At 36.1% G+C, this 24,034-nt stretch carries 19 protein-coding genes; all 19 read left to right on the forward strand.

The window, feature by feature from the left end; genetic code table 11:
- Positions 1-188 precede the first annotated feature (188 nt).
- The 19 genes from ACMN7X_RS11325 to ACMN7X_RS11415 are packed head-to-tail and all read left to right on the forward strand — an operon-like array spanning position 189 to position 24,028.
- Positions 189-1,592, forward strand: coding sequence for a sugar transferase (locus ACMN7X_RS11325; RefSeq protein WP_418747573.1), 1,404 nt, complete (start codon positions 189-191; stop codon positions 1,590-1,592).
- 20 nt (positions 1,593-1,612) lie between these two features.
- Positions 1,613-2,374: a glycosyltransferase family 2 protein gene (locus ACMN7X_RS11330; RefSeq protein ID WP_418747574.1), complete on the forward strand. Its 762-nt coding sequence runs from the start codon at positions 1,613-1,615 to the stop codon at positions 2,372-2,374.
- Positions 2,375-2,377: 3 nt separating this feature from the next.
- Positions 2,378-3,316 (forward strand): glycosyltransferase family 2 protein, encoded by a 939-nt coding sequence (locus ACMN7X_RS11335; RefSeq protein WP_418747575.1) that lies wholly within the window; start codon positions 2,378-2,380, stop codon positions 3,314-3,316.
- Positions 3,317-3,332: 16 nt separating this feature from the next.
- On the forward strand, positions 3,333-4,934 hold the full coding sequence (locus tag ACMN7X_RS11340; protein WP_418747576.1) for a glycosyltransferase family 2 protein: 1,602 nt from the start codon (positions 3,333-3,335) through the stop codon (positions 4,932-4,934).
- A gap of 37 nt (positions 4,935-4,971) precedes the next feature.
- Positions 4,972-5,883, forward strand: a complete 912-nt coding sequence (gene rfbA, locus ACMN7X_RS11345; protein ID WP_418747577.1) for a glucose-1-phosphate thymidylyltransferase RfbA — start codon at positions 4,972-4,974, stop codon at positions 5,881-5,883.
- On the forward strand, positions 5,864-6,439 hold the full coding sequence (gene rfbC / locus ACMN7X_RS11350) for a dTDP-4-dehydrorhamnose 3,5-epimerase (protein ID WP_418747578.1): 576 nt from the start codon (positions 5,864-5,866) through the stop codon (positions 6,437-6,439). Before rfbA ends, rfbC begins: the two co-directional genes overlap by 20 nt.
- Positions 6,440-6,442: 3 nt before the next feature.
- Complete coding sequence (rfbB, locus tag ACMN7X_RS11355) at positions 6,443-7,465, forward strand: dTDP-glucose 4,6-dehydratase (protein ID WP_418747579.1); 1,023 nt, start codon at positions 6,443-6,445, stop codon at positions 7,463-7,465.
- Complete coding sequence (gene rfbD, locus ACMN7X_RS11360) at positions 7,462-8,304, forward strand: dTDP-4-dehydrorhamnose reductase (RefSeq protein WP_418747580.1); 843 nt, start codon at positions 7,462-7,464, stop codon at positions 8,302-8,304. The genes rfbB and rfbD overlap by 4 nt, the downstream gene beginning before the upstream one ends.
- Positions 8,305-8,329: 25 nt before the next feature.
- A complete protein-coding gene (locus ACMN7X_RS11365; protein ID WP_418747581.1) occupies positions 8,330-11,182 on the forward strand; it encodes a GBS Bsp-like repeat-containing protein in 2,853 nt (950 codons plus the stop codon).
- A gap of 30 nt (positions 11,183-11,212) precedes the next feature.
- The gene (gene rfbF, locus ACMN7X_RS11370; protein WP_418462917.1) at positions 11,213-11,992 is read left to right on the forward strand and encodes a glucose-1-phosphate cytidylyltransferase; all 780 of its coding nucleotides are present in this window, start codon (positions 11,213-11,215) and stop codon (positions 11,990-11,992) included.
- Positions 11,967-13,061, forward strand: a complete 1,095-nt coding sequence (rfbG, locus tag ACMN7X_RS11375) for a CDP-glucose 4,6-dehydratase (protein WP_418747582.1) — start codon at positions 11,967-11,969, stop codon at positions 13,059-13,061. Before rfbF ends, rfbG begins: the two co-directional genes overlap by 26 nt.
- Entirely contained in the window at positions 13,054-14,391 is a 1,338-nt protein-coding gene (rfbH, locus tag ACMN7X_RS11380; protein WP_418747583.1) for a lipopolysaccharide biosynthesis protein RfbH, read from the forward strand. Before rfbG ends, rfbH begins: the two co-directional genes overlap by 8 nt.
- A gap of 2 nt (positions 14,392-14,393) precedes the next feature.
- Complete coding sequence (locus tag ACMN7X_RS11385) at positions 14,394-15,263, forward strand: NAD-dependent epimerase/dehydratase family protein (protein ID WP_418747584.1); 870 nt, start codon at positions 14,394-14,396, stop codon at positions 15,261-15,263.
- A 15-nt stretch (positions 15,264-15,278) separates the two neighbouring features.
- Positions 15,279-17,045 (forward strand): thiamine pyrophosphate-binding protein, encoded by a 1,767-nt coding sequence (locus ACMN7X_RS11390; protein ID WP_418747585.1) that lies wholly within the window; start codon positions 15,279-15,281, stop codon positions 17,043-17,045.
- Positions 17,046-17,053: 8 nt separating this feature from the next.
- On the forward strand, positions 17,054-18,703 hold the full coding sequence (locus tag ACMN7X_RS11395; RefSeq protein ID WP_418747586.1) for a cytidylyltransferase domain-containing protein: 1,650 nt from the start codon (positions 17,054-17,056) through the stop codon (positions 18,701-18,703).
- Between the two features lie 3 nt (positions 18,704-18,706).
- Positions 18,707-19,771: an N-acetylneuraminate synthase family protein gene (locus tag ACMN7X_RS11400; protein ID WP_418747587.1), complete on the forward strand. Its 1,065-nt coding sequence runs from the start codon at positions 18,707-18,709 to the stop codon at positions 19,769-19,771.
- A gap of 26 nt (positions 19,772-19,797) precedes the next feature.
- Positions 19,798-21,039 carry a polysaccharide pyruvyl transferase family protein gene (locus tag ACMN7X_RS11405; RefSeq protein WP_418747588.1) on the forward strand — a complete coding sequence of 414 codons (1,242 nt, stop codon included), beginning with the start codon at positions 19,798-19,800 and terminating at the stop codon, positions 21,037-21,039.
- Positions 21,040-21,051: 12 nt separating this feature from the next.
- Positions 21,052-21,993 carry a glycosyltransferase family 2 protein gene (locus ACMN7X_RS11410; protein ID WP_418747589.1) on the forward strand — a complete coding sequence of 314 codons (942 nt, stop codon included), beginning with the start codon at positions 21,052-21,054 and terminating at the stop codon, positions 21,991-21,993.
- Positions 21,980-24,028 (forward strand): hypothetical protein, encoded by a 2,049-nt coding sequence (locus ACMN7X_RS11415; RefSeq protein ID WP_418747590.1) that lies wholly within the window; start codon positions 21,980-21,982, stop codon positions 24,026-24,028. The genes ACMN7X_RS11410 and ACMN7X_RS11415 overlap by 14 nt, the downstream gene beginning before the upstream one ends.
- Positions 24,029-24,034: the final 6 nt, after the last annotated feature.

Below are 24,034 nucleotides of genomic sequence, written 5' to 3' on the forward strand. Positions count from 1 at the left end.
TCGATTGCACCATTTACATTGGATTAGAAGAAAAACAGGGTCGGATTTTAGTTTCGGCCCTGTTTTTGTAGGGCATAAATTGGCGTTTTATAGACATTAGGATTAAAAAATGTTATAATTATTACAATTATTACGGCAAAGTTAATTTTTTTGCGAAAAATACTTTTTTGGGGAATGGGCAAATAAAAATGAAATGGTTAGTGAAGAAATTTCAAAGAACTTTTTTCTTTTTGTGGAAAACAGCATTGTATGTATGTTTACTGTGGATTTTTGTTGGACTTTTTTCAATCCCCAATCCTCCTTTATCCAGGCCATCCAGGACTTTGGCGGTAACACTTTTGACTTTTTGTGCAGTGGGGATAGGCATGACAGCTGCTTATGGGCGATTTGATATCGGCAGAAGAAAGAGTAAACCTATTATTTATTCATTAGGATTGGCTGTTTTTATTACAGATATAGTTACGTATGTCCAGTTGTCGGTTATGAATACCAACCCGGACAATAACGCAACTTTAAAATTCGAGAATGCCGGTTTGCTTATAATTGTGGTTGGTTTGCAGATCGTATTAATTGTTTTAATGACATATTTAGGGAATTATTTTTATTTTCGGATGAATAGGCCAGAGATATGTTGTGTTATAACTTCGTCTGAGAACTCATTGGAGCAGATATGTAAAGTTGTTTCTAAGTATAAAAAGCAATATGAAATTAAATATGTTCTGGATTATCGTGCAAAGGATTTATTTGATACGATTTTAAAGAGCCATACGATATTTATGTATGATGTTCCAGTGAAAGATAGAACGGAAATATTTGAATTTTGCTACAGGCATTCAAGAAATATCTATTTTAATCCAGAAGTCCCAGATGTGGTTGCATTTAATGCACAGCATGTTGTGTTGGATGATGTTTCATTAATTCAGGCGACAGTAGAGGAATTATCCATAGAACAGCGTTTTATTAAACGAATGATGGATGTTGTAATATCAATTGCTGGGCTGATTATAAGTAGTCCAATATGGCTTGTCAGTGCAATTTGCATTAAATTTGAGGATGGAGGAAAAATATTATTTAAACAGAAACGGGCAACCAAAAACGGCAAAGTGTTTGAGGTTTATAAATTCAGAACAATGAAGGAGAATGTTACGAATTACTCTTCGACAGCCGGAGATAGTCGGATTACGAAGACAGGTAAAATATTGAGAAAGTTTAGAATTGATGAATTTCCGCAACTAATTAATATACTTAAAGGGGAAATGAGTGTTGTCGGCCCCCGCCCGGAAATGCTTGAAAATGTATATAGCTATACAGCAGAACTGCCTGAGTTTGAATATCGCCTTCGAGTGAAAGCAGGTTTAACTGGATATGCTCAAATTGCCGGAAAGTATAATACTTCACCAAGGGATAAGTTGATTTTAGATTTAATGTATATTGAAAATTATAGTGTATGGAAAGATATAAAGTTAATATTGCAAACATTAATTGTTCTTTTCAAGGGGGACAGTACTGAGGCTTTTAATAAGGATGACGACATAGGATTTATGCAATATTCTGAAGATAAGAAAATTATTAATCATAACAATGAAGTATGATTTTAGGAAGCAGAGATATTATGGATAATATATCGGTAACAGCATGCATAGTGACATACAATAATGCAACATGCATTAAAGAATGTATTGAATCAATACTGAAAGAGACAAAAATTAAAAATTTCAAATTGATTGTTTCGGATAATTGTTCTACGGACGGCACTGTCCCGTTGATAAAGTCAGTATTTCCCGAAGTTAGTATCATAGAAAATAGCTATAATGGTGGCTTTGGATATGGTCATAATAAAGTCTTGAGAGAGATTAAATCAAAGTATCATTTGGTGATTAATCCAGATATCGTTTTCGGGGAAGATATTATTTCTAAGCTGGTGTCGTATATGGAAGAAAATGATGACGTTGGGATGATTACTCCTAAAGTATTAAATCGAGATGGAACAGAACAATATTTGCCAAAGCGGGATCCATCAATTAGGTACGTTATTGTTAGCAAATTCAAGCCATTTAAACATTTTAGAGATGAATATACTCGGAAGATGGAAAAATTAGAAACTGCGACAGAGATAGATTCATGTACCGGATGTTTTTTCATGATACGGACACAATTGTTTAAAAAATTAAAAGGTTTTGATAATAGATTTTTTATGTATTATGAGGATGCTGATTTGTCACGGCGGGCAAGAAAGTATCAAAAGTTGATATTTTATCCTGAAGGATATGTATATCATGATTGGAAGAGGGATAATATGCATTCGCTAAGTGGGGTGTTATCTTTTTTAAAGTCAATGATGATATATTTTAAAAAGTGGAAATGGCGGTTTTAGGATATGATCGATATTTTGCTGGCCACATATAATGGCGGAGAGTATTTAGAGGAACAACTGAATTCTATTTTGAGGCAATCATATACAAATTGGCATTTAATTGTGAGAGACGATTGTTCAAGCGATGATACTCAAAAAATTTTACGAACATATGTAATGAAATATCCTGATAGAATTACGTTGAGTATAAATGAATTTCCCTTTGGTAGCGCTAAAGGCAATTTTATCAGATTATTGAAAGACGTAAAGCATGAGTATGCAATGTTTTGCGACCAGGATGACATATGGGATAAAGATAAAATTGAGACAACATTTCGTTGTATGCGACAGTTGGAAAGAAAGCTAGGAAAAAAATATCCGATATTAGTGAGTACAGATTTGCGAGTAGTTAATTCAAAAGGCAATATTATGGCAGATTCATTTTTAAAATATATGAATTTGCCGGATAAAATTGTTTTGAATAATTTATTGATACAAAATAATGTGACAGGCTGTACTGTTTTGATGAATAAGACGTTGTGCGAAATGCTGAAGAAGGTAAAGAATTCGAATAAAATTTTAATGCATGACCATTTTGCGGCCCTGATTGCCGCTGTGTTTGGAAAAGCGGTCATATTAAATAAAAGCACAATAAGTTATCGGCAGCATGAAAGTAATTCAGTAGGGGCTGTGGATGCCCAAAGTGTCGCTTATATGTGGCAGCGTTTTAAACGTGGAAGAAAAAAATTTAGAGAAGACATAGGTTTATCTGCAGTTCAGACGGAATATTTTTTAAAATTATATGGAAAATATATGGAAAATAACAAAAAAGAAAAAAGACTGCTATTTGAATATAGTTGTTTGCTGCAAAAAAGGAAAAAAGATAAAATTATTTTTTTTATTAAATATAATGTTTTAAAATATGGATGGATAAGGAAAGTTATGCAGATTATTTGGTGCTGATATGAAAGAGATATTAATGATTAAACAAAAAATAATTTGGACTGTTCTGAAATTATTTTTTTATTTAAAAAGAGAAGGATTTTCGGGGGCGATGCATAGAGTGCAAAGAAAGTTTATTCCTGAGCCGAGATATTCAACCTGGTATAAAAAAAACGGAGTATTTAAGCGTAAAGGGTCATGGAATATAAGAGAAATCCATAAACTCAACAGGAATATTGACATTATTTTTTTGGAAGATAATATATCGAAAAAGACAATCAGCAAGTTGGATAAACAGATATATAAACCAAGAGGAATTTATTCGAATATGTATGCAGGAGGCGGCGAGTATATATTACTGGTGCAGGGCAATGTTGATTTTGAAATAGATGCCCTATATGAATTCTATCAAAGAATAAGAGAAAATCCTGCAGCAGATATCATATATTGCGACCATGATATTGAGTATAGCCGACCGGTGTTTAAACCAGATTTTAATTATGATTTATTATTAAGTTATAATTATATTGGCAATGTCGTTTTGATTAGGCGAAAACAGCTTGATTTTATTAGAGTACAGCAGCAGGATAAGGCGAATATATATGAAATTATTTTCCAGCTGATAGAAATTGGTGCAAATATTGACCATATTCCAATTGTGCTGTATCATGATATGCAGGAATGCACCAAAGAAAATACAATAATTAAAGGTATTATTAGAGACCATTTGATACGAATGGGGTATAATATAAGTATATCTAACGGAATTGTGGAGGGAACCTTTCGGGTTCGATATAAATTGCTGTCAGAGCCGATGGTGAGTATCATCATACCGAATATGGACCATATAGGGGATTTGAAAAAATGCCTGAATTCCGTAATACAGAAGCAGAAATATAAAAATTATGAAATAATAATTGTTGAGAACAATAGTGTAGAAGGAAAAACTTTTGAGTATTATAAGTATTTGTTAAAAACTTTTGAGAATGTCAGAGTTTTACATTGGAAGAAAGAATTTAATTATTCGACCATCAATAATTACGCAGTAAAAAATGCTAAAGGGAGGTATGTGTTGCTGCTGAACAATGATGTCGAACTCATTGGGGAGAATGTATTGGCTGAAATGGTTGGTGTATGCAGCAGGAAGGATGTTGGCGCTGTAGGAGCCAAATTGTATTATTCAGATAGAACTATTCAGCATGCGGGAATTATTGTTGGATATGGTGGAATAGCGGGCCATGCTTTTTTAAATTGTGATGGAAATATAAACGGATATATGGGGAGGATTAATTGCTGCCAAAATTATAGTGCGGTAACAGCTGCGTGTATGCTTGTAAAAAAAGGAATATATGAGGCAGTGGGCGGCATGGACACTTCTTACAAAGTTGCATTTAATGATGTCGATTTTTGTCTGAAAATTGTAAATAAAGGGTTACGGATTGTTTATACCCCATTTGCAGAAGCATATCATTATGAGTCTAAAACGCGTGGCGCGGATGATAATTATAAAAAAATGAAACGCTTCAATCAGGAGATTGATTTGTTTCGAAGTAAATGGGGAAAATATATTTCCGATGGAGATCCAGCATATAATCCGAATCTTACATTGTATAAATGGGATTTTTCTTTAAAAAAATAAAGGTATTAAAACGAAAAACAAGTGGAGGTACATAGTTATGAAGGGAATCATATTGGCTGGGGGCAGCGGCACACGTTTATATCCATTAACAAAAGTAACATCAAAACAGTTATTGCCTATTTATGATAAGCCGATGATTTATTATCCGCTGGCCGTATTAATGCGGGCAGGAATTCGTGAAATTTTGATTATATCCACGCCGGATGACACGCCGAGATTTGAATCGCTTTTAGGGGACGGACATGAGTTGGGTATAGAGATTTCTTACGCGATACAGCCAAGTCCGGATGGACTTGCTCAGGCGTTTATTATCGGAGAAGAGTTTATCGGCAATGATTCTGTTGCGATGATTCTCGGAGATAATATTTTCCATGGCCATGGCCTGGAAAAACGATTAAAAGCGGCAGCAGCAAAAACGAGCGGTGCGACCGTGTTTGGATATTATGTGGATGACCCGGAGCGGTTTGGAATTGTGGAATTTGATGCAGACGGGAAGGCCATCTCTATTGAGGAAAAACCGAAGCATCCAAAGTCAAATTACTGTGTGACGGGCCTTTATTTTTATGATAACAGGGTAGTTGAATATGCTAAAAGTTTGAAGCCATCTGAAAGAGGGGAACTGGAAATTACAGATTTGAATCGCATTTATCTGGAAAATGGAGAGCTGGAAGTAACCCTTCTTGGCCAGGGCTTTACATGGCTGGATACAGGAACTCATGAATCGCTGGTGGATGCAACAAACTTTGTACGGACAGTGGAAACTCACCAGCATCGAAAAATCGGATGCCTTGAAGAGATTGCTTATCTTAAAGGCTGGATTTCAAAAGAGCAGCTTGAGGAGATTTATGAAATTTATAAGAAAAACCAGTATGGTGCTTATTTAAGAGATGTATTAGATGGAAAGTTTTTGGAAAAAGAGGAGTTGAATTATGAAGGTCATAGAAACTAAGATTCCGGGGGTAAAGATTATAGAGCCGGATTGTTTTGGGGATAACAGAGGCTGGTTTATGGAAACTTACAGTACAGCCAAATATGAAGCAATTGGAATCGACAATGTATTTGTCCAGGATAATCAATCGATGTCCGCCAAAAAGGGGACGCTCCGGGGACTTCATTTCCAGAACAACCCAATGTCCCAGGCAAAACTGGTACGCTGTACACGGGGAACTGTCATTGATGTGGCTGTTGATCTGAGAAAAGGTTCGCCAACCTACAAACAGTGGGTGAGCGCGGAACTGAGTGCGGAGAACAAACGGCAGTTTTATATTCCGAGAGGCTTTGCCCATGGATTTTTGACATTGACAGATGATGTGGAATTTGAATATAAAGTCGATAATCTCTATTCAAAAGAACATGACCGGGGAATTCGATATGATGACCCGGAAATAGGCGTGGATTGGGGTAGCTTATTGAAGGGGCTGGATCCGATTTTATCAGAGAAAGATATGAACGGCCCGCTGCTGACTGACAGTGATGTGAATTTTGTGTATGAAGGAGAAAAATAAACGATGAAGATATTAGTTACCGGCGGCGCCGGATTTATTGGAGGAAATTTTGTCCATTATATGGTAAATAAATACCCGGAGGATATGATCGTCAATTTGGATTTATTAACCTATGCGGGTAATCTTGAAACTTTAAAACCGGTAGAAAATAAACCGAATTATAAGTTTGTTAAAGGAGATATTGCAGACCGGAAGTTTGTTTTCGATTTATTTGAAAAAGAGAAATTTGATGCGGTTGTCAATTTCGCGGCGGAATCCCATGTAGACCGGAGTATTGAAAATCCTGAGATTTTTGTAATTACGAATGTTCTGGGAACGACAACACTCTTGGATGCGTCTAAAGAATTCGGCGTAAAACGTTACCATCAGGTGTCTACGGATGAAGTGTATGGCGATTTGCCGTTAGACCGCCCAGACTTATTCTTTACGGAAAAAACACCGCTGCATACGTCCAGTCCTTACAGCAGTTCGAAGGCAAGCGCGGACTTATTTGTTCTGGCTTATCATCGCACTTTTGGTCTGCCTGTAACTGTGAGCCGCTGTTCCAATAACTATGGGCCATATCATTTTCCGGAAAAATTAATTCCGTTAATGATATCCAGAGCATTGGCGGATGAGGAACTTCCGGTATACGGGACAGGTGAAAATGTTCGTGACTGGCTGCATGTGGAAGACCATTGCGCGGCGATCGATTTGATTTTAAGAAACGGACGCATTGGAGAGGTTTACAATGTGGGCGGACATAACGAGCGTACGAATCTTGAAGTTGTAAAAACCATCCTGAAAGCCCTGGATAAACCGGAGAGCTTGATTAAATATGTGAAAGACCGTCCGGGACACGATATGCGGTATGCCATTGATCCAACAAAGCTGGAAACAGAGCTTGGATGGAAGCCAAAATACAATTTCGATACGGGAATTGCCCAGACAATCGAATGGTATCTGAATAACAAAGAATGGTGGCAGAATATTATCAGCGGCGAGTACACCAAGTATTTTGAAAAAATGTATGGAGACAGATTATGAAATTATTAGTGACAGGCGTCAAAGGGCAGCTTGGGTATGATGTGGTTCGCGAGGGCGAAAGTCGTGGACTTGAAATGTTTGGCACAGATGTGGATAATATGGATATCACGGATGCCGGACAGGTAAAACAGGTTATAGAAGATTATAAGCCGGATGCTCTGATTCACTGTGCGGCCTATACGGCAGTGGATGCGGCGGAGGATAATCAGGAATTGTGCCGAAAAATTAATGTAGACGGCACCCGGAATATTGCGGAAGTATGTAAGACGATGGATATTCCGATGATGTATTTTTCAACGGATTACATCTTCAATGGACAGGGAGAAAATTTCTGGAAGGAAGATGATGAAAAGCAGCCGTTAAATGTTTACGGACAGACAAAATATGAAGGAGAATTGGCCGTGCAGGAGCTGGTTCAGAAACATTTTATCCTTCGTATTTCATGGGTGTTTGGTGTGAACGGCAATAACTTTATTAAAACAATGCTCCGGCTTGGCAAAGAGAGAGGCGCTGTCGGCGTTGTATCGGATCAGATCGGTTCGCCAACATATACCTATGATCTGGCAAGGCTGGTTATTGATATGATTCAGACGGATAAATATGGCGCTTATCATGTAACCAATGATGGCCTTTGCAGTTGGTATGAATTTGCCTGCGAAATATTTAGACAGGCCGGGTTGGATGTTAAAGTAACGCCGCTGACAACAGCGGAATATCCGGCAAAGGCGGCACGGCCGTTTAACAGCCGGATGTCAAAAGAAAAGTTGATTAATGCCGGATTTAAAATGCTGCCGGAATGGCAGGATGCGTTAAGGCGGTATCTGGAAATATTACAGTAATTAGCGTGAAAGGGTGTAGTGTGACTTGAAGCAGAGGATAAAAAGTGGTTGCATGTTGTTACTGTGTGCAGCAATGGTTGTAAATTCTATTACTCCATTATCGGTATTTGCAGAAGAGGAGACTATTTCAATAGAGAGTGAGGAAACTCCAGAGTCAGGGGAAACTGCTGGTAAAATAGAATCAGAAGAGACCGGAACGGAAGAGACTATCGGTATGACAGAAGGGGCAGGAGAATCGATTGAAACGGCGCAGACAGATGAAGCGAATGAGGTAATGGAGACAGAGACGGAAGAAGATATCGCATACGAAATCGTGGATGTTTCTATAAAATCTAAAGATATATTTGCCGGTGATAGACAGACAATTCAGATTTTGCTGAATAACTGTCAAAAAGTTACGAAGGCTACGTTACGGGGAAACGCTGAGGATAAAGGTGCAGAGATAGCGTATGATTTTACTGCTATCGAAGAAAATGCCTTGATTTTTGAGATTGATTATAATCAGAATGAAGCAGATAGATATGCTTTTACATCTTTGATTCTTGAAACCGAGAATGGTGTGGAAGAATATGATTTGTCTGCATTTTCGGATATTTTGGCTTATTCAGTCTATAGTGTTGACATCGGAAATTCGGTAGATAATGGAATTAGCCTGTTTTCCATTAGTCAGTTTACGGGAATATATGGCAATGATGGAAAATTTGTTATAGTCCTTGATCCGGGACATGATCCGGGATGTAATACCCGGGATTGGATTAATGGGGTTTGGGAAACAGATTTAAACTGGCGTATTGCATTGGCTATGAAAGCAGAGCTTGAAAAATATGATGGTGTTGAGGTCTACATTAACCGTGAATGGAGTGAGTGTCCGGAAGAGAGTGACGGAATGGAGTGCCTGGAGGCCAGAGTGACACGTGCTGCAAATTTACATGCAGATTTGTTGATTAGTCTTCATAATAATGCAATGGGAAGCGGAAGCTACCAGTATGCTGCCAATGGTACAGAAATTTATATTTCAAAGTATTCGGATTATTATCTGGAGTCTAAAGGCCTTGCTGAAGTCGTTATGAGAAAACTTTCGGAAATGGGGCTTGGAAATCGAGGTATACGTACAAGAGATTATGGCAGCGATGGCGGTTCATATGATGATGGCAATACTTGGGACTATTATGCAATAAACCGGCATGGTACAATGATGGGAATTCCGTCATTGCTTATTGAGCATGCCTATATGGATAATCCGGGAGATTTATCATTTTTAAGAGATTCCGCAAAGGTTGATGAGATGGGAAGAAGAGATGCCCAAGCTATTGTAGAATATTATGGCTTACAATACAACAAAGAAAGCGGAGAAATTTCGGTCACACCGACAACAGATGGGCAATTTGATATTGAGATAACAGGAGTAAAGGCTCCATATGTGATTGAAAAAATATATGTGCCTGTGTGGTCTGCTAAAAATGGGCAGGATGATTTGGTGTGGTATGAGGCTCAGAAGAGTGAAAATACATGGCATATCACAGTCGATTTTAGAGACCATAATATGGATGATGGTACATATAATATGCATTTATATTATATCGAACAGGGTGGGGTCAATCACCTCATTAAGACAACAAATGCTGAAGCCATCGTAGATCATAGTGTTGGAGTGGATGTTGAGATTACTAATAAAGACTCAGAGAATGGCAATTTTACAATAGAAATATCAAATTTGTCCGTTCCATATAGAATTAATAAAGTGTTAGTGCCTGTATGGTCTGAGGAAAATGATCAGGATGATTTAGTATGGTACGAAGCACAGAAAAGCGGAAGCAAATGGGTTGTTAATGTAAAGGGCTCAGAGCACAGGTATGATTCGGGGAAATACCAAATTCATGTATATGTATGTGACGCGAATGGGGCGATGCATGGCGTAAAATCTACTTCTACAGAAATTACAGTGAGTGATCAAAAAAAGGAAAAGGGGACGCTTGCCGTAGTTAATAAGCAGGCCAGTGGAGATTTTACTGTTCAGATTAAGGATGTTAATGCTCCATATGAGATTTCAAAAGTATACATACCGATATGGTCTAATAAGAATGGGCAGGATGATTTAATTTGGTATGAAGCAAAAAAGCAGGGAAATGTATGGAACACTTCTGTGGATGTGGGTAATCATAAGTTAGATCAAGGGAAATATAATATACATTTATATTATGCGGAGCCTTCAGGTGCAGTACATTTTATTTCATCTATGGTTCATGATGTAGCAATTGATAAAAATCTGAAACCGGCTGTGTCGATTACTAATAAAGATGATGTGAATGGGAATTTTACCGTAGAAATTACTAATTTGAGACCGTCATATAGCATCGGAAAAGTATATGTGCCTGTGTGGTCAGATAAAGATGGACAGGATGATTTGGTGTGGTATGTAGCAGATAAAGTTAACCGCAGTAAGTGGAAAGTCGATGTAAAGTCTGGAAATCATAAATATACAACAGGGCAGTATCAGGTACATTCATATGTTGAGGAGCCAAGTGGTGCTTTGCATTTTATTCAGGGAATAACTACACAAGTTCAGATGGATGAGAGTAAAGCTGAACGGGGTAAATTATCTATTGTAGATAATGGCAATGGAAGTTTCACGATAACAGTGAATGATGTGCATGCACTGTATAGCATAAAAAATGTCAGAGTACCTGTATGGTCAGAAAAGGGCGGCCAAGATGATTTGAATTGGTATATTGCAAATCGTAATGGAAATACAGCGTCTTTAGTAGTTAGTAAAAATAATCATAGATATGATGTAGGTAAGTATAATGTCCATTTGTATTATGAGGATATGGCTGGTGTCGAGCATTATATAGATGGTGCAATTCAATATGTTAATTAGGGTGCAAAAGTAAAATAGTGAGGTACAACAATGAAAGTAGTTATATTAGCGGGTGGATTTGGAACAAGAATTAGCGAAGAAAGCCATTTAAAACCAAAGCCAATGATTGAAATTGGCGAAAAGCCGATATTGTGGCATATTATGAAGGAATACAGTCACTATGGTCATAATGAATTTATCATATGCTGTGGTTATAAACAGCATATGATAAAAGAATATTTTGCTGATTACTATCTTTATAATGGGGATGTAACGTTTGACTTTGGACATGAAAATAAAATGATTGTACATAATAATGTTTCGGAACCATGGAAAGTAACCTTAGTGGATACTGGATTAAAAACTATGACAGGTGGCAGAATTAAGCGAATTAAGCCGTATATAGGAAATGAATCTTTTCTTATGACATATGGAGATGGTGTATCGGATATAGATATCAATGCGCTAATTAAATTCCATGAATCAAAAAAACAGATAGCTACTTTAACAGCGGTTCATGTGGGACAGCGATTTGGGGTATTGGATATTGATAAAGATAATATGGATATTAAGGCATTTCGTGAGAAATCACATGCTGATGGCAGCAGAATTAATGCTGGATATATGGTGCTGGATCCAGAAGTCTTTGATTATATTGATGGGGACGATACTGTATTTGAAAAGGAGCCTTTGCAGCGATTAGCAAGAGATGGACAGCTTAATGCGTATAAACACAATGGCTTTTGGAAGTGTATGGATACCCAACGTGAAAAAGAATGTTTAGAGAAGATGTGGTATTCCGGAAATGCCCCTTGGAAAGTGTGGGAATAATGCAATGAATATGGGATTCTTTAAAGGAAAAACGGTGTTGATAACCGGACATACAGGTTTTAAAGGGACATGGTTGTGCAAAATGTTGATAAATGCGGGAGCTAATGTTGTTGGGTATGCATTAGATTCACCAACTAAACCAAGTTTATTTGAATTGCTTCATTTAGAACATCAGATGAAATCTGTTATTGGCGACATTCGGGATTTAGAACACTTAAAGAATGCTTTTAGGGAATATCATCCTGAAATAGTAATGCATTTGGCTGCACAGCCAATTGTGCGGGATTCATATAAGAATCCGGTCTATACATATGAAACTAATGTAATAGGCACAGTAAACATTTGCGAGTGTGTAAGACTAAATTCTTGCGTTAAATCATTCTTAAATGTGACAACGGATAAAGTATATCACAACAATGAATGGGAATGGGGATACAGAGAGAACGATCCTTTAGATGGATACGATCCATATAGCAACAGTAAATCCTGTTCAGAACTTGTTACACACAGTTATATAAATTCATTTTTTAATGAAATGGATGTGGCTGTATCAACGGCAAGGGCAGGAAACGTAATTGGTGGCGGTGATTTTGCGAATGACCGTATTATACCGGATTGTATGCGAGCCGCGGAAAAGGGTGAGACTATTATTGTTCGAAATCCACATTCAACACGCCCTTATCAGCATGTGTTGGAACCATTAGCCGCTTATTTAATGATTGTGCGGAAACAATATGAAGATAAACGATATGCAGGGTTCTATAATGTTGGCCCAGACGATTGTGATTGCGTTACAACCGGAAATTTGGTTGATATGTTCTGCAAATTCTGGGGCGAAGGTCAAACCTGGGAAAACCGTTTTCTGGGAGGCCCCCATGAGGCGAATTTTTTGAAATTAGATTGTTCCAAATTAAAAAATGTGTTTGGATGGCAACCAAGATGGCATGTTGAAGATGCTGTTAGGTATACAGTAGAATGGGCAAAAGATTATTTGGCTGGACAGAATATTTCGAAGTGTATGGATGAACAGATAAAAGAATTTTTAGGTGGAGGAGAAAATTGTGTTTGAGAATAAAACAGAAAAACAGGCCAAAGAAGAAATTTTAAATCTGGTTAAAGAATACTGTGATACGTTTCATAATGTGAAAAAGGAATTTAAAGAGGGAGATAGAATTTCTTATGCGTCCAGGGTTTATGACAGTTCTGAAATGGTAAATTTAGTGGATAGTTCCTTAGAATTCTGGTTAACATCAGGACGCTATACGAGTCAATTCGAAAAGCAATTAGGTGAGTATCTTGGAGTGAAATATTGTTCATTAGTGAACTCGGGCTCATCTGCGAATCTCAATGCCTTTATGGCATTGACATCTCCGCTTTTAGGCGAAAGAAAAATTGAACGTGGTGATGAGATTATTACTGTAGCGGCTGGTTTTCCAACGACTGTAACGCCTATTATTCAGTATGGAGCAGTGCCTGTATTTGTTGATGTGACTATTCCACAATATAACATCGATGTGAATATGCTTGAAGAAGCTTATTCAAATAAGACAAAGGCGGTCATGATTGCTCACACTTTGGGGAATCCATTTGATTTAAAAGCGGTTCGAGAGTTTTGTGATAAGCATAATCTTTGGTTGATTGAGGATAATTGTGATGCTTTGGGTTCGAAGTACACAATTAACGGAGAAGAAAAATTCACGGGTACTATTGGTGACATTGGCACCTCCAGCTTCTATCCTCCACATCATATGACTATGGGTGAAGGTGGAGCAGTTTATACCAATAATCCATTATTAAATAAATGCATTCGCTCCTTCCGCGATTGGGGACGTGATTGCGTATGCGCCTCGGGGCAGGATAACCTATGCGGGCATCGTTTTGATAAACAGTATGGTGAGTTGCCATTGGGATATGACCATAAATATGTATATTCTCATTTTGGTTATAACCTTAAGGCTACGGATATGCAAGCCGCTATCGGTTGCGCCCAGTTGGAAAAATTCCCTTCCTTTGTAGAACGGCGTCGACATAATTTTGAAAGATTGAGAAAGGCATTGGTGTCTGTTGAAGATAAATTAATTTTGCCTGTAGCCTGTCCAGACTCGAATCCAAGCTGGTTTGGATTTTTGATTACATGTAAAGAAGGTGTGGACAGAAATAAAATCGTTCAGTATGTCGAAAATCATGGGGTTCAGACACGTATGCTTTTTGCAGGAAATCTGATTAAGCATCCATGTTTTGATGAAATGAGAAAATCAGGTGAGGGCTATCGGGTTGTAGGAGAACTTACGAATACAGATCGAATTATGAAAGATACATTTTGGGTAGGAGTATATCCGGGTATGACGGATGAGATGATTGATTATATGGCGCGTACTATCAAGGAAGCTGTGAAATAAAGATGAGTAAAAAAAAGATTTTAGTGTTGGGAGCATCTGGCTTTACAGGAAGCAATATATGTAAAAATTTGCAAGATAAAGATTATGAGGTATTGGCACCATCCAGTTCTGTACTTAATGTTTTAAATGAGTGCGAATTAAAATCTTATTTAAGACAGCACAGTGTTGATTGTGTTGTCAATTGTTTGGATGTTCGAGGCTGTCCGGATAATTATATGGAATTAAGGCTTCGGATGTTTGCTAATCTTATAAAGTATAATGATTTGTATGATAAAATGATATATTTTGGTTCGGGTGCTGAATACGACAGGAAATTGAGTATAAAAAATATAAAAGAAATAGATTTTGGACGGAGAATACCTGAAGATACATATGGATTGTGTTTATATTTGATGTCTGAAATGATAAATTCGGTACCGAATGTTTATAATTTTAGGCTTTTTGGTATATTTGGTGAGAATGAAGATTGGAAACGTCGTTTTATTTCTAATGCAATATGTAAATCTATCTATAATCTTCCAATAACGATTCGACAAAATCGCTGTATGGATTATTTGGATATAGTTGATTTGTGTAAGATTGTTGAATGGGCGATTGAGAACAAACCATCTTATAATAATTATAATGCTGTGTCTGGAAAAGGATATGAACTAAAAGAATTGGCAGAGAAAATTAATGCTGTATCTGGGAAAAATTTGCCTATATATATAGGAAGTGAAGGAATGGGCATAGAATATACAGCATCAAATGAGCGGTTGCGAAAAGAATTTAACTTTGAATGTACAATTGTGGATATGTCTATTCAAAGATTATATAAATGGTATGACTTGATAAAGAACCAAATTAATAAAATAGATTTATTATATCAATAATGGAAGGGAAAAGTTATGAAGAAAAGAATTGCCGATATTATTGCGGATACACTTGTAAAGCATGGAATTACAACAGTATTTTCAGTTGTTGGTGGCGGAGCTATGTTTTTAAATGATGCTTTTGGGCATCATGAAGGACTGGAAGTTAAGTATATGAATCATGAGCAAGCTTGCTCAATGGCTGCCGAGGGATATGTACGTGCTACGGGGAAAATGGCAGCGGTCTGTGTTACTTCGGGGCCGGGAGGAACAAACGCACTTACAGGTGTATTAGGGGCTTTTCAGGATAATTATCCTATACTTGTTATATCTGGGCAGGTAAAATATGAAAATTCGATTCAAAGCACAGGTTTGAATCTTAGATTTTTGGGGGAGCAGGAACACAATATCGTTGGCACTGTAAAAAATCTTACTAAGTATGCAGTCATGGTTTCGAAACCAGAGAATGCAGTTTATGAGATTGAAAAGGCTATACATATAGCAGATACAGGGCGAAGGGGCCCATGTTGGGTTGATGTTCCGCTAAATATTCAGGGTGGCTATCTGGATGATGAGGCGGTTAGAATATTTGAAGTTAATAATGATGAGTCAGAATGGAATCCGAATCTTTTCTTAAAAGAAATATCAAAGGCGAAGAGACCGGTTGTTTTAACAGGGTCTGCTTTGCGGAGCAGCCATTGTGTAGATGAATTCTATGAGCTTATGGATAAAATGAAAATTCCGGTTTTGACGGCAACTTATAACGCAGATGTAGTTAATACAAATCATCCATATTATTTTGGTAATTTTGGGGTAAATGGGGGGCGCGCAGGAAATTTTATTGTCCAGAATGCAGATTTAATCATAGGTATGGGCTGTCGTATGGCATTTCGTCAGATTGGGTTTAATTATCAGGCATTTGCACCGAAGGCCAGGAAAATGGTTGTAGATGTAGACAATGAAGAATTGAAAAAACCTACATTGTCTATAGATGTCGCTATTAATGAAGACATTGTTAAAGTGATTAGAACACTAAACGACTGTATTTCAGGTGCTTATAAAGATACGTGCGGATGGCTTGATTATTGTAAAAAGCTGAAAGAGCGTTTTCCGGTGTATTTGGAAAAGTTTGAAAAAAGTGATGCAGTGAATCCATATTATTTTAATAAAGAACTTAGAAAAATTTTGGATGATGAGGCAATAGTTGTACTAGGCAATAGCAGTATCGCAGGACAAATATTACAGATGGGTGTTGAAACATCGAAACAAAGGATTATTAATAATATGAATTGTGGTTCCATGGGATATGATTTGCCGGCCTCTATTGGAGCAGCTGTTGGTTCGGGAAAAGAAATTACTTTAATTACGGGTGATGGCAGCATTCAAATGAATTTACAAGAATTGCAGACAATAATCCAATATAATTTGCCAGTCAAAATATTTGTTTGTAATAATGGTGGCTATCGGGCGATTGTGCGTACACAGAAGAACTTTTTTAATGGACGATATACAGGTTGTTCTCCGGAGACGGGAGTTGGCCTGCCAAATTTTGAGAAAATTGCAATAGCGTATGGATTTCCATATATAAAAATTAGAAATCATGCGGAATTACCGGAAAAGCTAAAAGATTTTTATCAAATTGAAGGGTATGCCTTATGTGAAATTATGCAGGATTACGACCAAGCTATCGAACCGAGAATTATGAGTAAACAGGCAGAGGATGGTTCTATAATATCTCCGCCATTAGATGATCTTTACCCATTTTTGGCCGAAGATATATATGAGGAATGTCAGTTTAAGTAGGTGAACATATGAAAAATATTTTGTTTGTCATTCCAGATATGGGAGGGCAATATGCAATTGTTAAAAAAAATTTAAGAATACTGTCTGGAAAACCATTAATTTCTTATGTTATTGAAGCAGCCAAGCGATGTAAATGGAAAGCGGATATTGTTGTCGTTACGAATGATGATGCAATGTTACATGTATGTGATTATTATTCAATTCCGGCTATTCATAGTTCAGTAATGCAGAATGATGATAATCCGGAAGTTACTCTGGATCCCATTATCTGTAAGGCTGTTTTAGATGTTGAGAATGATAAACAAATGAAATATGATATCATAGTAACGTTACAGCCGACCTCTCCTTTGATAAAATCTGAAACAATTGACAGTGGGTTGGATATGTTCATGACTATGTCATATGACACGATATTAAGTGCTATTAACCAACCGCATTTGGCGTGGGAAAGGCGAGGAACTGCTTATATTCCGAAGTATACAGAAAGAAGAAACAGAAAATTATTGCCTGATTATTTAGTGGAAACAGGGACTTTTGTTATTTGTAATCGAGAAAACCTTAATAACGGGAGTCGTATCGGAAAAAGCGTATATGTTTTTCAAATTGCCCAAAATGAAGGCCTGGAGATTATCAATGAATATGATTGGCTGATTGCTGAAAAAGAGCTTAGTAAGAAGAAAATACTAATTCGCTTAGATGGTTACAGTGAAATTGGCATGGGCCATATTTATCGAGGGCTGCAGTTGGCAGATATTTTATTTGAACATGAAGTATGCTTTGTTATATCTGAGAAGTCAGATATTGCTATTCAACGCATAGAGGCAAGCGGATATCCTTATATTATAATTAAAAATGATGAAGATATTATATATCATGTAGAGTTGGAAAATGCGGATATAGTTGTTAATGATATTTTGAATACTTCTTTAGAATATATGAGAGAATTGACCCGATGTGGGGTACGTGTAGTAAATTTGGAGGATTTAGGAGAAGGCGCAGTTTACGCCGATGCGGTTATTAACGATTTATATGGTTGCCAGAATCAAAGAAATAATTTTTATTGGGGAAGTGATTATTATTGTTTGAGAGAAGAGTTTTTGAACGTCCGCAAGAAAAAAAATGTTGAAAGATCTGTACAGGAAGTATTGGTGTCTTTTGGAGGGACTGACCCAAGTCATTTGACTGAAAAAATTATTTCGATTTTTAATAGTTTTCCCAAAGACTATTTTTTCCATGTTACGGTTATTATAGGAGCGGGAAATACTGATAAAGAAAAAGTTAAAAAATTAATTGCTGAAAATGCAAATAATATATCATATACGTTAATGCAGGATGTGAAAACATTAAGTATATATATGAGTCAAGCAGATCTGGCGATAGCTTCTCAGGGAAGAACAATGTATGAGTTAGCATATATGACAGTCCCTACGATTATAATGGCACAAAATGAAAGAGAATTGACACATGAATTTGGCTATTTATCTAATGGTTTCATTAATCTGGGTCTGGGAAAGGAATTAGACGATAAAACAATTTATCAAACCATATTATGGTTAATCAATTGTCCACAGATTCGAGTTCAGATAAAGAATGAGATGGGGAAATTAGATTTAGAAAATGGCGTGTATCGAGTTAAAAAATTGATTTTGGGGGAATAAAAAATGAATATGTACCAAAAGATTAAAAATCAGGGATACTATTTGATTGCAGAAATTGGAGTAAATTATTATGATATTGCTAAGAAAGAGCATATATCGCTGATGGATGCGGCAAAATTAATGGTGAAAGAAGCAGTAGATGCGGGTATTGATGCCGTGAAATTTCAAACTTATAAAGCGGAGACTTTGGCTGCTAAGAATTCACCGTCATATTGGGATACATCGGAAGAAACAACAACGTCCCAGTTTGAATTATTTAAAAAGTATGATCTGTTTGGAGAAAAAGAATATATAGAATTATCTAAATATGCAAAAGAATTACATGTGGACTTCTTATCAACGCCGTTTGATTTTCAGTCTGCGGATTATTTAGAAGATTTAATGCCAAGCTATAAAATATCTTCATCGGATTTGTCTAATATACCGTTTATTGAGTATATGAGCAAAAAAGGAAAGCCAATATTACTGTCTGTTGGTGCATCCAATAAAGATGAGATTGATGCGGCAGTTTCGGTTATTTCAGAAAATAATAATAATGTTTTAACATTGTTGCACTGTGTTTTGGAATATCCTACTCCTTATGAACATGCAAATTTATTAAAGATACAATCCTTGGCAGAGACGTATCCGGAAGCCATTATAGGGTATTCTGACCATACTAAACCAGATGAGTGTATGGATGTTATTAAAACGGCGTACTTATTTGGTGCGAAAGTAATTGAAAAACATTTTACTTTGGATAAAACATTACCAGGAAATGATCATTATCATGCAATGAATCCGGAAGATTTAAGAAAGATAAAGGCAGGATTGGAGTTTATTCAAAAAATAAAAGGAGAAAAGGAATTAAAATGTTTGGATACTGAGAAAACGGCACGTATGAATGCAAGGCGATCGATAGTGACTACTTGTGCCATAGAGCCGGGACAAAGAATAGAACGCAGTATGTTGACATTTAAGCGCCCGGGAACTGGTATAACTCCGGGAAGAATTGATGAAATTGTGGGAAAGACCGCCTCTAGGAGACTGGAAGAAGATACAATTTTGACTGAGAAAGATTTTAGATAAATGATAAATATTAAGGAGACAAAGTGATGAAATTTGCAAATATAGTCATGACCAGAAATGGGAGATGCACAATAGGGGATGATATTCAACTATTGGCAATTGAAAATTTATACCGTTATATGGGAATTGATTACAACGAAGTGGTACGTATTCCATTTAATGAGTTGGCTACATATGATGGAGACTATGTAGTCTTACCGATTTCTTTTCCTTTACATGGGTATTCTCATGATGCTGTGATTACTCAATACTCGGATCGCATAATTCCTGTGTTTTTAGGCATGGCAATTTTGTCAGATCATTTGGATTCAGAAGAGGTAGAGTATTTGAAAAAATTCCAGCCAATTGGTTGCCGAGACCAGTTTACGATGGAAGTATTGAGAAAATACAATATTATTTGCTATTTAAATGGTTGTATGACAGCCACATTTCCTAAGAGAAAATTTAGTTCAGATAATGTTCCAAGTAAAGTGTTTTGTGTTGATGTACCAGAAAGTTTTGTTAAGAAAATTCCAAGGGAAATTAAGAAAGAATGTGTTTTTGGAAATCATGTATATATGTCAGATGAATGTCCAGATGGCACAGAAGCAAAAGCTAAAGAAGTGTATGGTGAGTACAGGGATAAAGCACGTTTAATAATTACTACACGATTACATGCAGCCTTACCTTGTGCGGCTATGGGAATACCGGTCATATTGGCAAAAGATCAGCTCTCCTATCGATTTGCAATTGTGAGTAAATTGATGCATATCTATTCTAAAGATGAGTTCGATGAAATCAACTGGAATCCAGAGCCTGTTGAATATGAAGAATTCAAACACAAAATGCTTAATAATGCTTCAAAAAGAGTTATGGATGCTTATAATAAATATAAAGACATGTTTGAAATCAGTCAATTCTATGAGGGAGATACATCTCGTACGGATTATTTTGAAGCTATTGGAGATGCAAAAGATTTATTGGATGAAAAATATAATAAAGAAGACGCGTTTGAATATTGTTTATGGGGAATTACTCAGTCTGCAGATATGATTCATAGATACATTGAGAAGAATTATCCAAATGCAAAAATTGTTGGGGTTATTGATAAGACAAAGAGAATAGTTTTTTGTGGTGTAAGTTCAACAGGAAAAGAATGGCTGTATGGGAAGCCTACAGTACTTTGCTTTGTATGTGCACCAGCAGCTATGCCTGAAGCAAAAGAGTTCTTTAAAGAGATAGGTCATGATAACTATTTTATGTGTTGGCATGATAATTTACCAAGATAAGGGGAATGTGTTATGAGCAAAAAAATTAGTCTATGTGTGCCTTGTTATAATGAAGAAGAAAACATTTATGATGTTTACGAAAAATTAACAAAAATTATGTCAACAATGCCAGAATATGATTATGAAATAATATTTGAGGATAATGATTCGAAGGATCATACTCAGGATTTACTCAGGGAATTAGCCGGAAAGGATACAAAAGTAAAAGTTATTTTGAATACAAGAAATTTTGGCCCGGCCCGTTCTGGAAAAAACTGTTGTTTTAGCGCAAGCGGTGATGTTATTATTTCCATTGCCAGTGATTTGCAGACACCTCCAGAAATGATACCGGTATTTTTGAAGTACTGGGAGCAAGGGTATAAAATTGTTATGGGCCAAAAAGAAAAAAGTGAAGAGGATAGACTAAAGGTTTATCTAAGAAGTGTTTATTATAAAATAATAAAACATTTTTCGGAAATTCCCCAGTATGAGCATATGACAGGTTTTGGGGCAATAGATGCATCTGTCTATCAACAGATAAAAGATATGGGAGAGTATGAAATGTCTATTCGGCATATTATAGCTGAATTAGGATATGAGGTGAAACTAGTTCCCTATACGCAGCGTGAGCGTAAACATGGAAAATCCAGTTATAATTTATGGAGAAATTTTGATTTTGCTATATCCTCTTTAATTTACACATCTAAGATGCCGATAAGGTTGATGACTATTATTGGATGTTTGTCATCCTTTTTCACGTTGATATTTTGGTGGATTAGTATAGTGCAAGAAATTTTACGTTATCCGGACTCATTAGCCGAAAGAAGATGTAGTGTGAGAGGGTTAGCTTTTTTGGGAACATTGCAATTGTTTTTTACAGGTCTTTTGGGAGAATATCTAAGTGTAGTATTAACAAAGGTGAATAAGAGGCCTATTGTAGTGGAGAAGGAAAGGATTAATTTTGGAGATAAATAAAGAGTTAACGATAACGAAATTAAAAATAAGTTATTGGCAATGGTTATATTTTTTTACAATTGCTATATTTCTGCTAGATTTTATTTTTTATTCTACAAACCAGCCATATAAAAGTCGCTTTGGTGTGGCTTTGGGATTGCTGATATCTTTATTGGCTTTTGCTATGTCTCAAATTGAGAAGCCATCCAGAGATAGAAATTTGCAATTACTACCTTTATATGGTGTTTTTGCGTTTTTTTGGGATTTATCGATTATTAGTAATACAACAGTAAAAGATTATAAGATGATAATTATGTGCGGTTTGTTGGCATTTAATATTCCAGTATTGATTTTGACAATAAGAACGTTGGCTAGTATAAAATATAGCATAATAAAGTGGGAAAATATAAAAAAACATTGGTTATTATATGTAGTTCTTGTTTTATTTGTTTTTTTATCAGTTGAGACCCTAGATATATGGCCAAGGCTGGATACGGATATCTATTACCATTATTTACAGCTAGCAAAGAGTTGGAATTTCTCTTTTGATTCTCTGAATTTGTTAAGATTAGGAGGGCATCAATGTCTGGCATATTCGGTTTTGGGATTAATAGGAGTTTTTATAACTCCATATGGGATGACTGGTATAAGAATAATCAATTTAATATTATGGGCTATTGCAATAAGTTGCTTTTATAAAATTATTGAAAATTTATTTCCTAAGTTATCTTATTTGGTAATAGGATTATTGACTTCAATTCTGGCATTTAACCCTTTGTGTCTTGGAATTATCTATGAAATAAATTTAGATTTACCTATGACATGTTTTTTTGTAATTGTTCTTTGGGCGTTTTTATACAAGAAAAATATTGTTCTTGCATACGCTTCTATGTGTTTGGTTTTTAGTAAGGAAACGGGCATTTTATTATTATTTGGCCTTGCATCAGGGTGGTTTCTAATTAAATTATGCGAAAGTATAAAAGAAAAGAAATGTCTATTTTTTTGTGTGGAAGAGATAAAAAGGCTGATTTCTTTTATAATGCCGGCAATATGGTTTTTGGTGTTCCAGAGAGCTGGCATGTTATGGCGGCAAGGAAAAGACAGTTTGAGTATGAGCAGTTCGGGAATGGATAAAGTAGGAATTCATCCGGCGAATATTGCTATTAAGACTAAGGAGTTATTTATTTTAAATTTTAATTGGTTATTATGTCTCTGTATTTTTATTGCTTTGTTATTTATAATTAAAAGATTAATTTCAGGAAATAGAGGTGTTTTTTGGCGAAAGATTGTAGAATTTTTGCCAATTATAATGGCCTCTGGCTGTTTTGTTGTTTTTCAGTATATATATATTACATATTGTCATATAAGGTATATAATGCCTTTCATACCATGCTTGATAATTTTTTTTGCTGTAGCTATTACTTGTATTGAAAGAAAGACCATACAAGCCTGGATATGTGGAATTGTGTCAGTTTTAATGTTGATACAAAGTTTTTATACGATTGACCCCATAACTTTAATGGCCTGCAATCAAATTGATATAGGAAAAACAAAAATAATAACGACAAGAACATTTGTCCGGGGGGAGAATAATGAGATAAGAACAGAGGAGACACATCCAGGTTTAGTTCCCTATCTTGAAATGACCCAGAGCGCCATATATAATCGGCAGTTTTCATATTTCGAGGAAGCATTTCAGCAGGTATTGCGAGAGATAAATTATGATGATAATAAACTTATCCTTATAGCGCCCATCTATGAAGCAGTGACAGATATGACATGGGTTTCGTTGTTTGGAAGATGGTATGATAAAAACTTATACTATGATGATAGCAGTGGGGAAATTACTGTCGATACTCGGATGGATACCGTGAATATTCAGGTTTTAATGGATGGAAATGGAATCCCTTATCATGAATATGAAGAAATATTTTTATTGACTTTTCCGTATAACCCACTATTTGAAATAGAAGAATATTTGAAACAGTATAATATTATAGAGGAGTTCCAATTATATTATAGAGGTTGGGAGATAGATGTTCATCGATTAAAATAGAGAGAA

This window comes from Frisingicoccus sp. (assembly GCF_048388605.1).
In the GTDB taxonomy this organism is placed as follows: Bacteria; Bacillota; Clostridia; order Lachnospirales; family Lachnospiraceae; genus Frisingicoccus.